The sequence below is a fragment of the Streptococcus sp. 2022WUSS037 genome, from assembly GCF_044427225.1.
Lineage (GTDB): Bacteria > Bacillota > Bacilli > Lactobacillales > Streptococcaceae > Streptococcus.
Genome location: NZ_JAOTGJ010000044.1, coordinates 1 through 11,251, shown reverse-complemented (window position 1 = coordinate 11,251; position 11,251 = coordinate 1). Strand labels below are relative to the sequence as shown.

The 11,251-nt window shown below is 39.7% G+C and carries 13 protein-coding genes; 4 read left to right on the top strand and 9 right to left on the bottom strand.

Features of this window, described 5'->3' with window-relative positions:
* From ODU55_RS10740 to ODU55_RS10700, 9 genes are all read right to left on the bottom strand, one after another.
* A partial coding sequence (locus tag ODU55_RS10740) for a hypothetical protein (protein WP_398582816.1) occupies window positions 1–100 on the bottom strand: 100 nt, incomplete at its 3' end.
* Window positions 101–122: 22 nt separating this feature from the next.
* Window positions 123–668, bottom strand: coding sequence for a hypothetical protein (locus ODU55_RS10735; protein ID WP_398582815.1), 546 nt, complete (start codon window positions 666–668; stop codon window positions 123–125).
* Window positions 669–790: 122 nt separating this feature from the next.
* Window positions 791–1,645 carry a DUF4097 family beta strand repeat-containing protein gene (locus ODU55_RS10730; RefSeq protein ID WP_398582814.1) on the bottom strand — a complete coding sequence of 285 codons (855 nt, stop codon included), beginning with the start codon at window positions 1,643–1,645 and terminating at the stop codon, window positions 791–793.
* The gene (locus ODU55_RS10725; RefSeq protein WP_398582813.1) at window positions 1,632–2,210 is read right to left on the bottom strand and encodes a DUF1700 domain-containing protein; all 579 of its coding nucleotides are present in this window, start codon (window positions 2,208–2,210) and stop codon (window positions 1,632–1,634) included. Before ODU55_RS10725 ends, ODU55_RS10730 begins: the two co-directional genes overlap by 14 nt.
* A gap of 11 nt (window positions 2,211–2,221) precedes the next feature.
* Window positions 2,222–3,328 carry a DUF4097 family beta strand repeat-containing protein gene (locus ODU55_RS10720; RefSeq protein WP_398582812.1) on the bottom strand — a complete coding sequence of 369 codons (1,107 nt, stop codon included), beginning with the start codon at window positions 3,326–3,328 and terminating at the stop codon, window positions 2,222–2,224.
* Window positions 3,325–3,642, bottom strand: a complete 318-nt coding sequence (locus tag ODU55_RS10715; RefSeq protein ID WP_002940906.1) for a PadR family transcriptional regulator — start codon at window positions 3,640–3,642, stop codon at window positions 3,325–3,327. The genes ODU55_RS10720 and ODU55_RS10715 overlap by 4 nt, the downstream gene beginning before the upstream one ends.
* 253 nt (window positions 3,643–3,895) lie before the next feature.
* Complete coding sequence (locus ODU55_RS10710; protein WP_002940890.1) at window positions 3,896–4,294, bottom strand: DUF5684 domain-containing protein; 399 nt, start codon at window positions 4,292–4,294, stop codon at window positions 3,896–3,898.
* Between the two features lie 129 nt (window positions 4,295–4,423).
* Window positions 4,424–5,644 carry a peptidase T gene (pepT, locus tag ODU55_RS10705; RefSeq protein ID WP_398582811.1) on the bottom strand — a complete coding sequence of 407 codons (1,221 nt, stop codon included), beginning with the start codon at window positions 5,642–5,644 and terminating at the stop codon, window positions 4,424–4,426.
* A 9-nt stretch (window positions 5,645–5,653) separates the two neighbouring features.
* Window positions 5,654–6,469, bottom strand: coding sequence for a Cof-type HAD-IIB family hydrolase (locus ODU55_RS10700; protein ID WP_398582810.1), 816 nt, complete (start codon window positions 6,467–6,469; stop codon window positions 5,654–5,656).
* Between the two features lie 193 nt (window positions 6,470–6,662).
* Here ODU55_RS10700 and ODU55_RS10695 point away from each other — a divergent pair, with 193 nt between their 5' ends.
* From ODU55_RS10695 to ODU55_RS10680, 4 genes are read left to right on the top strand one after another with little or no spacing between them, the layout of a single operon-like run.
* Window positions 6,663–7,133: an SRPBCC domain-containing protein gene (locus tag ODU55_RS10695; RefSeq protein ID WP_398582809.1), complete on the top strand. Its 471-nt coding sequence runs from the start codon at window positions 6,663–6,665 to the stop codon at window positions 7,131–7,133.
* A 17-nt stretch (window positions 7,134–7,150) separates the two neighbouring features.
* Complete coding sequence (locus ODU55_RS10690; protein WP_002940881.1) at window positions 7,151–7,408, top strand: hypothetical protein; 258 nt, start codon at window positions 7,151–7,153, stop codon at window positions 7,406–7,408.
* A 6-nt stretch (window positions 7,409–7,414) separates the two neighbouring features.
* Window positions 7,415–8,674: a DUF2130 domain-containing protein gene (locus ODU55_RS10685; protein WP_172042986.1), complete on the top strand. Its 1,260-nt coding sequence runs from the start codon at window positions 7,415–7,417 to the stop codon at window positions 8,672–8,674.
* Window positions 8,675–8,696: 22 nt separating this feature from the next.
* Window positions 8,697–11,132, top strand: a complete 2,436-nt coding sequence (locus ODU55_RS10680; RefSeq protein ID WP_398582808.1) for an AAA domain-containing protein — start codon at window positions 8,697–8,699, stop codon at window positions 11,130–11,132.
* Window positions 11,133–11,251 lie beyond the last annotated feature (119 nt).

Below are 11,251 nucleotides of genomic sequence, written 5' to 3'. Positions count from 1 at the left end.
AGGTTTCTGTATGAGGTAGGTCCAAACTTTGCTTCATACTGTTTTTCCCATCTCGAATCCGAATCAGATAGAACCAGCCTTTTTCTTGGCAATGAGCCATCAAATTATAAGATTCATACCCCCTATCTGCCACAATGAGGGCTTGTTCGAAAGGGAGAATTCTCCATCATGTCAATCAGAGCTTGTCGTTCATCAACATCTCGTCTCTTTTGAACCAAAGCATCACAATAGAGCTCGCTTTCCAAATCAAAGAGGGCATTTAAGTGCAGGAGATTATAGGCTTTTCCACCTGATTTTGAAGGAAAATAAGAAGCTGTGTCCTCAGGTATGACTGGAATATGGATATCGGATCCATCTACAGCCAGAATAGGGAGTTCTGTTTTTGGAAGAACAGCCTGTGTAAAGTTTTTGAAGAGATCTTGAAAGGCTTGGTGCTTAATTTTATAGCGATTTTGGACAAAAGCAGCCTTTGAAATGGGGAAGTCTTGGCTGATGAGTTCTTTTGATAGTGTTTGACCTCCCATGTTTAGTATAGCAGAAACCATTTGTTGGAAGGAACATTTTCTGGAACGGGTAAAGTCTTTATCTGGTTCGATGACATAAGAAGAACTGTCTGATGAGAGTTGTGAGATGCAAGATTCTAGGATTGTTTGAATAGACTGAACCATGGGAAAACTCCTTTTTGATTTTAGTCTATCACTTTATCGAAAAATAAAAAGACCCTATCCAATAAAAATTGGAGTAGGATCCTTAACTTAATGACATTGTCCGTGAGGAGGGCTTTTTGCAATTACCGAATAGTCAATTCTCCATCCAGTGTAGAGATGAAGAGGTAATTATTGGCTTTGGTATTGGAATAGGCTGGCAGTTCCATTCTACTATTATTTTGACTGGCATCTATGTAGATGTCTGTTTTTGTTTGTGAATGAAGAGAAATGTCGATTGAGCCACCGAAATTACTGATGTCATGCCTTCCCTCTAGTTTTAGGTTTTCAGCTTTAAAAACCCCATCCTCAATCGTTAAGCTACTGCCAACAGTATCGGAAATGTCTTTCGGACTTGTTAATGTGGAATGATTGATTGCTACTTCTCCATTGAGGTGTGACAAATGAGCAAAGCTGAGTTGACTGTTTTCAATCAACATATCCCCATCTTCTGCAGTGAGTTCAAGATTTTGAATAGTTACTTTATCCAAATAAAGGTCTCCTTGAAGGTTGCCTGAAAGTGTTTCGATTGTGCTGTTTTTGGGGATCTGTAAAACAGGTTGGTAGTAGGCAATATTCTGGTCATTGACAAGATGTAAGATAGGTTCGAGTAAACCATCATAAGTAACAATGCCTTGATAGGCACTAGAAATGGTCAATTTTCCATCTTGAACTTGGTGGCTGAGTAGGTCAATGCCTTTGTGCTGATTTCGGTAGTAGTGGAGGTGGAATTGGTTGTCAGGCGAGGGCATAATGGACAGTTTTTCATTCACTTCTATAGCCCTAATATTACTAAAACTGGCTGTTTGGGGCTGAAAATAGTTTTCTGCGACAAGTTTCATATTTGTCCAACCGCCAGCCAGGTAGCCGATGAGGCTTAGAATGGCTCCAAGACTGAGCAGGCTCAGACTGATTTTCGTAAATGGTTTAAGCTCTTTCATGATACTCTCCTTTGCGAATGGTTCTTTGTATCCAGTGTAAAACAAGCAAGAAGGTTTTGCTTCCAAGGTCTAGAGTGAATTTACTACCCAAGAGGGTGAGTGCCAAACAGATGAGGGCTAGCCCTGTAAAGAGGAGGGAGGATGACCATGAGAGTGTGAGGAGGTCGAAGGCGAGGAGAAGCTGGGCGATTGCTAGACTGAGAAGGACAATCCAAAGTGATATTAGGAGTAGAAAGGCACTGAGGATGAGCAGGAGTAGGACAATGAAGAGGGCAACTAGGGTGATTGCTAGGGGGATGCCGATTGGTGCGGCAAGGATGGCGAGGATGGTCAACCAGACCATATTGCGGGTATTTGGCTTATCTTCTGTCCGCTCTTTGTCGTAGAGGGTCGCTAGAATTTCACGGGCAGCTTCTTTTGGACTGCCCAGCTCTTGAATAGCTTGCTCGTCGTTTTCCTTTTCGTCAAAATATTCATTGAAATAGTCCAAGGTATCTTGAAAATCTTCTTTTGGTAGGTTTTTGAGATATTTTTCGAGTTTCTGTAAATATTCCTTGCGCTTCATGGGAACCTCCTTTATCCAACAGTAAGCTGGCAATCTTGACAATGAATAACCAACTGAGCAGGGCTATTTTCTTGCCTATAGCTGAGATGAGTGATGTCATCCTCTTTCATCATTGTAAACGCCTTATCCTTTGGAAGTTTAAGGCTAGAATCTTCCTCCCAGATGTCCAAACTGATGTCTGTACTCGGTTTATAGGTTAAGACAGAATCTTCAGCCTGGCAGTTAAGGCTCTTTTCAAGGACAAAATCCTTCAACTTCCAGACACAGTCTTCTAATGTTATCCTTGCATCTGAAAGGCTCATGCTTGAGAGAGTGATAACAGCATCGCTGGCTTCCAATTTTAACTCGCTCAGCTGTCCATCTGAGATAGTTAGTGTAGAGTCTTCTAACCGTAGAGCAGAGCTTGGGCAGCTCACTTTCGTCATGCTGATACTACTATCTTCTGCATTGATGACTAGCTGTTCGCATACTTGCATGTCCACTATTGTCAGACTACTATCTGTCGTTTTCAGATTGAGACTAGTAAGGGGCAGGAGTCTTTTTGGGATTTTGAGAATAGCAGAGCTGGTTTGATTGTTTGAGAAGTAGAGCTGGTCAGGGAGTGGCTTGTTAGATATGTACAAACTATCTTGGAGTAGTTGATAGTCAAAAGCCTGGTAGCTACCATCTTCTGAAACAGGATTGTGCAATAAGACAGTTTCTCCGTCGTAACTTTGAACACTAAGAGCCTGATCTTCGAGAGAAATCTGTAGATTTAAAAACTCAGGTAATTCTTCGATTTTCGACGTCAATTTAATTCTTTCCCTAGCTTGATAAGCTGAATGTTTAAAATTGTTGAAAAAATTCTCCCAGTCAAATTGAAAATCAAAGTTGAAATCAAATGGTTTAGATGAATGTGGACTTGCTTGGTCTTTCTCGGTGATTAGGGCATCTTCAGGTAGATTGGCAATAATTTCTTTTGCTGCGTCATCAGGTTTTCCTAGCTCTATAATAGCTTCCTCGTCGTTATCCTTTTCATCAAAGTATTCATTGAAGTAGTCTAAAGCCTCCTGTCTGGCACTTGGATGGAGTTGTGTCAGTGCTTGTTCTAGTTGGTTCAAATACTCTGCGCGTGTCATTTTCGTAAGCTCCCTTCTATAATTCCGTCAATATGGTCTTTGTAGCTATTCCATTCACCTTGCAGGAAGGGGATATGCTCACGTCCAGCAGGAGTAATGGTATAATATTTTCGCTTTCTCCCTTGAAATTCTTGGGTGTAGGTGGTGACGTAGCCCGCCTTTTCCAGTTTCTTCAAGATAGGGTAGAGCGTGGATTCCTTTATATCAGCAACTATCTTGATGGTTTGACTGATTTCATAGCCGTAGGAATCCTGCTTTTCCACAATGGCTAAGACCAGAAATTCAATCAAGATAGAGGATACGGGGTAATACATGAACTCACCTCTTTATCTTTATAGCCATCCAGTTTATCTTTTACTACTTCGTTAACTTGCTTTGCCGTACGCTAGTACAGCCTACAGCTAGTTGCCTCGTATTAAAAGCAAACTGAAAGGCTATATATAATTATTTTATATATAAATTATATACCTATTATTTGCTAAAATCAAGTGATTATATAAATTTTTTATATATTTTTTTAAACAAGTAAAAAGCCCCTTCTGAGCTGAAGAGGGGCTTCGTTTTACATTAGTCGATAAAGAATTCTTGTGGACCTTGGTAACGACTTCCGTCATTAAAGGCGATGTAGAGGTTAAAGATAGGTGTAAGAAGAACATAGAAGATAGCTTGTACAGCTGATAAACCGAAGCTACGACCAAAATTGTAAACGAGATAGATACCATATAATGGTCCTGCTAGTGGAATCAGTAAGAATAGAATGAACCATCTTTTTTCATAGCCAAAGGCGATGCATTGTTGGATATAGAGATTGTAGATTGGAATCAATGATTTCCAACCAGCATAGCCTGCTTTTTTGAAGAGGATGTAGTTGGAAATAGCAACAAGAATATACCAAATAAATGAAAATAGTAGTGTTGTACCCCAAATGCCAATGAGAATTCCCTGTGCTAATGTTTCTTCTGTCATATTAAAACTCCATTTCTTTTTGATGGTTCTATTATAACAGTATTAGTTCAATGATACAAGTGGTTTTTCAAAAATTTTGAAAGATTTCCAGAAAAAATCAGACCTTCTTAAGAAAGTCTGAAAAATTGATTACTTGTGTGCGACGATTCCAAGGATGACATCGACGGCTTTTTCCATGGTTTCGAGGCTGACGAACTCGAAGCGGCCGTGCATGTTTTCACCACCTGCGAAGATATTTGGCGTTGGAATGCCCATGAAGGAAATCTTAGAGCCGTCTGTTCCTCCGCGAACAGGCTCGATCAGTGGCTTGATACCAAGATTTTCCATGACGTCCTTAGCAATGTTAATTGGGGTCATGTCTTTTTCGATGATTTTCTTCATATTGTAGTACTGGTCATGCAGGTTGACGATGACGCGAGGTGTGTCAAAGTTGGCATTCATCTTTTCAGCAATGTCCAGCATGAGCTGTTTGCGGGCAAGGAAATCCTCTTCTTCAAAGTCACGGATGATGTAGGTGGTAGAAGCAGTATCGACACTGCCTTCCATGTTCATCAAGTGGAAGAAACCTTGATATCCGTCAGTCTTTTCAGGACGGTCTGCTTCTGGAAGGGCATTGTGGAAATCAATAGCCATTTGGAAGGCATTGATCATCTGGTCTTTTGCAGATCCTGGGTGGACATTGCGTCCAAGGAAGTCAATCTTAGCACCCGCTGCTGAGAAGGTTTCGTACTGGAGTTCGCCCAGCGGTCCACCGTCCATAGTGTAGGCAAAGTCCACATCAAAGTCTTCTACATCAAACTTGTCTGCACCAACACCGATTTCTTCATCAGGACCAAAGCCGACACGGATTTCGCAGTGCTTGATGTCAGGGTTTTGGACCAGGAATTCAATAGCCGTCATGATTTCGGCAATACCTGACTTGTCATCAGAACCCAGCAAGGTCGTACCGTCTGTAGTAATCAGGGTTTGACCGTGATAGTTGGCAAGTTGTGGGAAGTCTTTTGGATGCAATTCGTAGCCAGAAGTTCCCAAGGCAATTGGGTTGCCGTCGTAGTTTTCGATGATTTGCGGATTGACACCTTCTGCGTTGAAATCCGCCGTATCCATGTGGGCGATGAAGCCAATCTTACGGGTCAAACTTGGGTCGTTGGCAGGTAGTGTTCCCACAGCAAAGCCGTTTGGTAGGTAGTGGACATTCTGCAAGCCGATGCGTTCCATTTCAGGCAGAAGGATATTCTGTGCAAACTCGACTTGGTTTTGGGTAGATGGAGTAGTCGTAGAGTTTTCATCTGAGCGAGTATTTTCTTTGACATAAACTAAAAAGCGGTCTAAGAGTGTTGGGTATTTCATAGTGTCTCCTTATTTGTTCAAAATATGTTTTTCAATGGCTTTGGCAACGCCGTTGTTTTCATTGGTGTCTGTTATGTCTTGGGCGATCGCCTTGACCTGCTCGTTAGCGTTGCCCATGGCAATACCAAGTCCAGCAAATTCAATCATTTCCAGGTCGTTGTTGGCATCTCCCATAGCCATGATTTCTTCTGGGAGGATACCGAGGCGGTCTGCCAATTTTTTCAAACCAGTGGCTTTGCTTGCACCGTTTGGCAAAATTTCCAAGAGATAGTCCTGTGAACGAACGGTGGAATAGCTTTGGCTGAGTACAGGATTGTGTTGATTTTCAAAGGCATCAATGTGCTCTTTTTCACCGACGAACATGGCTTCAAAGAAGCGATGCTGACCTGACTTGGCTTCTTTTAAATCAATTGGTTGAGGAGTCATTCCTACTAAACCTGCGTCTAAATTAACGCGTGCATTGGCTTTTTCTGCAAGAACGAAGTAGTCTTCCTCATCAAAAAGAGAGATTTGCACATCATCATTTTCAATAAAAGTGGAAAGATAATCAATATCAGAGATAGATAGTTCTTCCCAGTCAATCAGGCTCCAATCCTTTGTCGAATGGGTTGAACAGCCGTTATTGACAATGATAAATTCTTCCTCGGTGTCAAAGCCGAGCTGCTCTACAAAAGGCTTAACACCAGCCAAGGGCCGACCAGTACAAAGAACAATCTTGACACCCGCTTCAACAGCCTGATGAATGGCATCAATCTGTGGCTGCATCAACTCTTTATTCTCGTTTAAGAGGGTTCCGTCCATGTCAAGAGCGATTAGTTTAATCATAGTTACCTCCTTGTTTTCACTACATCTAGTATAGCACAAAACGAGAGAGGACGGATTGAAATGCTAGAAGAAATACGGTATAAAAATTGAAAGGGGGCTGCTTGCTGATGATCAAAAATTATAAATATATAGGGAACATCGGTTATAGACCGGTGTTTTTTGGTATAATAAAAGGATAGAATAGGAGTATGGTATGAAGATTGCTGTCAAAAAAGAAGTTGAGAAATACCTGTTAAGCATTTACTATACCGTGCCGGCTAGTTTGGTAGTGGCATGGGATTTGTTGGCAACGGATAGTGGATTTGCCCGCTGGTTTCCTCAGTTGAGGGTGGAGGGCGACAAGTTGGTATTTGAAATGGAAGACTTCCATGAAACCATGGATTTACTGGAATACCGAAAAAATGAGAAAATTGCCTACAGGTGGGATTCAGCAACAGTTTCATTTACACTGTCTCAGCTAGAAAATCAGACCTTGATTACTTTTGAAGAACGAATTCCAGAAGATTTTGGTAATGAATTTGCCAATGCTCAAAAAGACATGACAGGATGGTTGGTGCAAAATGAATGTATCAAAAAAGTCTTAGAAGGTCAGGAGTCGCCTGTACGTCAACCCTTGCAGGAAAAGTGGAGGACTTTTCTGGAGCTTGAATTAGAAGGTTTGTGATTTGAAAGGAGGCTGTTATGAAAAAGTGGTGGGAACAACTGAAAGAAGAATATTACGAAACACGGTTTGATTCTAATGAAGATTGGATGGAATGGTTTATCAAACGGAAGATGACCTGGGGCTGGAGATGGCCGACTGCCATAACGATTTTTGTCCTTTGGGCTCTATCGCTTCCAGATGCTAGAAATGCGGTTCGTTTCTTTTATTTTTTATTGGCGCTGGGAGTAGCTACGGTTTTACATAAATTAATATCTTATTTGAAAAGAAGAAAGTGAGAGCATATGCATCAAATTACTTGCCCCCATTGTGGGACGGCCTTTCAGGTCAATGAAACAGAATATAGTCAGCTTTTAGCCCAGGTGCGTGGTGCGGAGTTTGACAAGGAAATCCATGAACGATTGGAGCGGGAACGAGAATTATTAAGCCAGAAGGCAGAAAATGATTTGCAGGCTAGATTGAGTGATAAGGACAAGGAGATTCTGGAACTGACCGCAAAACTTGATAAATTTGCTAGTCAGACGGAACTGGAAATCAGCTCTGCTATTTCCCAAAAAGACCAAGAAATCCAAGAACTTAAGGCTCAGTTGGGGCAAATCGGTCTTGCCAAGGACTTGGAGTTGCAGCAGGCGGTAGCTCAGGTGGAAAAAGAGCGGGATGCGGCACAAAATGCTTTGGTTTTGCAGGAACAAAAGCAAGAGTTAGCCCTGGCGACCACTCGTCAGGAGTACGAAGTACGGCTCAAGGCGGCGGATGAGCAGGTGGAATTTTACAAAAATTTCAAGGCTCAGCAGTCTACTAAGGCAATTGGAGAGAGCTTGGAGCAATTTGCTGAGGCGGAGTTTAACAAGGTTCGTTCCTATGCTTTTCCACGTGCCAAATTTGCGAAGGACAACGAAGTATCAGCGTCCGGTTCAAAAGGAGATTTCATCTTCCGTGATTTTGATGAGTCGGGCTTGGAATTTATTTCCATCATGTTCGAAATGAAAAACGAGGCAGATACGACCAAGACCAAGCATAAAAACGCTGATTTCTTTAAGGAGTTGGATAAGGACCGTCGGGAGAAAAAATGTGAATATGCTGTATTAGTTAGCATGCTAGAGGCGGACAATGACTATTACAATACAGGGATTGTGGATGTTAGTCATGAATATGAGAAGATGTATGTTATTCGACCACAGTTCTTTATCCAATTAATCGGAATTTTACGAAATGCTGCGCTTAATAGTCTGCAATATCAGCAGGAGTTAGCCTTGGTTAAGGAGCAGAATATCGATATTACTCATTTTGAAGAAGATTTGGAAATTTTCAAGAATGCTTTTGCAAAAAACTATCAATCAGCCAGCACCAATTTCCAGAAGGCTATTGATGAAATCGACAAGGCAATCAAGCGAATGGAAGCTGTTAAGGCAGCCCTGACCACCAGCGAAAACCAGCTTCGCCTAGCCAATAATAAACTAGACGATGTCTCCGTCAAAAAACTAACCCGCAATAACCCAACCATGAAAGCCAAGTTTGAGGCGTTGAGGGAGGAGGAAGATTAAGATTGAAAGTGAGAGTGGAGATATGGTGAAAGATAGAAAAATAATTTTGATTGATGGAGAGGACAAGTCAGAAAATATCGAATCGCTTCAATTGATTCGTTACAAAGGGAAGCTCTACTTTGAAATTTATTTTAAAAATAATGTCCAACCTTATCGCTACAATATGCAGAGAGTTGAGGTGCTGAAGTTTTCCAAACAGTTGAATCCTTCAGAGATAGGAGTTTATAGAAGGCAAGATGGGGTTTTATTAAATAATATTGAGTCAATTATTGAATTCAATGGAACACACTCACGGGCTTATATCATCCGCTACAAAAATGGCACTGGAAAATTATATATGGGGAGAGACCTAGAAATACGGCAAAATGAGTTGACACATTCGAATAGTCGTCATGTTTTTAGTTATTTGACGGAACTATCTAAGCTGAATCCTCTGAGAAACTCTGAGACCGATCAATTGCTCTTGTTAAAAAGGTATGAGGAATTGGATTATGTAGACAAAACAGTTGCTTTAGCGAGCTATCTAAGTCCCAGTAAGAAGAATAACTTGCCGTTTCATGGGGAACTGATTTTCCCTTTTGGTTGCAATAATAGTCAATATAAAGCAACAAAAAATGCCTTAATAAATCAATTTAGTGTCATTCAAGGACCTCCTGGAACTGGTAAGACACAAACGATTCTGAATATTATAGCTAATATAGTGATACGGAATAAGACGGTTCTAATTGTTTCTAATAATAATGCAGCCATTGATAATATTTACGAAAAACTGAAGAACTATGGTCTTGACTTTCCTGTGGCTTACCTTGGAAGTGAAAAAAATAAAAATAATTTTATTCTCAATCAGCATAGTATGTACCCTGATTTTTCTTCTTGGAGATTAAAAGATAATGGAATGGAAAGCCTTGATAAGGAATTAAATGAAAAGATTCGTAGGCTTCCTCGTATTTTTGAAATTCAGGAAGAAGTGGCTAATCTGAGACAAGAACTCTCAGAACTAGAAACGGAATATCATCATTTCAAGGATTTTTTTGAGCACATAGATATATCGCCTATAGAATTAAACCTATATTCTGCTAAGAAGTTATTTAAGCTTTGGAATGAATTTGAGGAATTCTATAAAAAGAATAAAAGGTTTGGTTTAATTTTTAAGATAAAAAACTTTTTATTATATGGTGTTAAAAACTGGGAACTTTATAAACAAGAATTGTCTGATTTGACAATACAATTTCAGAACCTATTTTACCAGCATAAACAAACAGAAATAAGGACTAAATTAGAAACTCTTCAAGAAGAATTGGTTCACTTAAATGGTACGGAAGTTTTAAACAATTTGACCAGTGATTCATTAAAGATTTTCAAAGATTTTCTAGTTAGTAAGTATGGGAATGAAAGAAATAGAGTACAGTTTACAAAGGAAGATTTAAGGGAACAATCGAAACGAGTTCTTCTAGAATATCCTATTGTTCTTAGTACAACATTTTCATCAACAACAAGTTTAGGAAAGGATATTACCTATGATTATTTAATCATAGATGAAGCCTCACAAGTGGATATTACAACTGGGGCACTAGCATTATCCTGTGCTAAAAATGTTGTAGTTGTTGGAGATAGTAAACAGCTACCGCATATTGTCACAAAAGATGTTAAAGAAAGTAGTGCTCAGCTTTTCCATAAATACGGTGTTCATAGTGGTTATGAATACACAAACAGTTTTCTTCAATCGGTACTAAAAGTGATTCCGAATATTCCAGAAACGCTATTACGAGAGCATTATAGATGTCATCCCAAAATTATCAATTTCTGTAATCAAAAGTTTTATAATGGTGACTTAGTGATTATGACAGGTGATAATGGGGAAAAAGATGTTCTTCAGGCTATTAGAACACCTAGGGGAAATCACGCTCGAGATCACTATAGTCAGAGAGAGATTGATATAATTCTGAAAGATGTTATTCCAAATTATGAAATCTATCGGGAGCGGACAGGAGTTGTCACGCCTTATCGAAAGCAGAAAGAGAAGTTGCAAGAGCAAATTGATGATTTGGAAAGTGATACAGTCCATAAGTTTCAGGGAAAAGAAAAAGATACGATAATCATCTCCACGGTTGATAACAGCATAACACGTTTTACGGATGATCCGTACTTACTAAATGTGGCGATATCAAGAGCTAAAAATAAATTATTTCTTGTCATGACTGGGAATGAGCAATCATTAGATAAAAATATTAGTGATTTATTGGGATATATACAATATAATAATTTTGAAGTAAGAGAGAGCCCTATATATTCCATCTTCGATTACTTATACAAACAGTATGAGCAAGAAAAGGAGGAATATTTTAGAAAACGAAAACGGATATCGCGATATGATTCTGAGAATTTAATGTATCATCGGATTAAGGAAGTATTTATGAGCGATGAAAAATATAATAGTCTAGATGTTATACATGACTGATATGTAAAGCCCTTTGTCAAGTAAAAAACAATCGAACTGATAAAAAATGAAAAGTATCTAGAAAGAGCCTAGTTCTTAGCTTCGGGCATTGGCCACTCTGATATTCGTGGATTGGTTAC

Coding starts and splice junctions, on each gene's coding strand:
- ODU55_RS10735 (WP_398582815.1), bottom strand. CDS start 668: ATGGTTCAGTCTATTCAAACAATCCTAGAATCTTGCATCTCACAACTC.
- ODU55_RS10730 (WP_398582814.1), bottom strand. CDS start 1,645: ATGAAAGAGCTTAAACCATTTACGAAAATCAGTCTGAGCCTGCTCAGT.
- ODU55_RS10725 (WP_398582813.1), bottom strand. CDS start 2,210: ATGAAGCGCAAGGAATATTTACAGAAACTCGAAAAATATCTCAAAAAC.
- ODU55_RS10720 (WP_398582812.1), bottom strand. CDS start 3,328: ATGACACGCGCAGAGTATTTGAACCAACTAGAACAAGCACTGACACAA.
- ODU55_RS10715 (WP_002940906.1), bottom strand. CDS start 3,642: ATGTATTACCCCGTATCCTCTATCTTGATTGAATTTCTGGTCTTAGCC.
- ODU55_RS10710 (WP_002940890.1), bottom strand. CDS start 4,294: ATGACAGAAGAAACATTAGCACAGGGAATTCTCATTGGCATTTGGGGT.
- pepT (WP_398582811.1), bottom strand. CDS start 5,644: ATGAAATACCCAACACTCTTAGACCGCTTTTTAGTTTATGTCAAAGAA.
- ODU55_RS10700 (WP_398582810.1), bottom strand. CDS start 6,469: ATGATTAAACTAATCGCTCTTGACATGGACGGAACCCTCTTAAACGAG.
- ODU55_RS10695 (WP_398582809.1), top strand. CDS start 6,663: ATGAAGATTGCTGTCAAAAAAGAAGTTGAGAAATACCTGTTAAGCATT.
- ODU55_RS10690 (WP_002940881.1), top strand. CDS start 7,151: ATGAAAAAGTGGTGGGAACAACTGAAAGAAGAATATTACGAAACACGG.
- ODU55_RS10685 (WP_172042986.1), top strand. CDS start 7,415: ATGCATCAAATTACTTGCCCCCATTGTGGGACGGCCTTTCAGGTCAAT.
- ODU55_RS10680 (WP_398582808.1), top strand. CDS start 8,697: ATGGTGAAAGATAGAAAAATAATTTTGATTGATGGAGAGGACAAGTCA.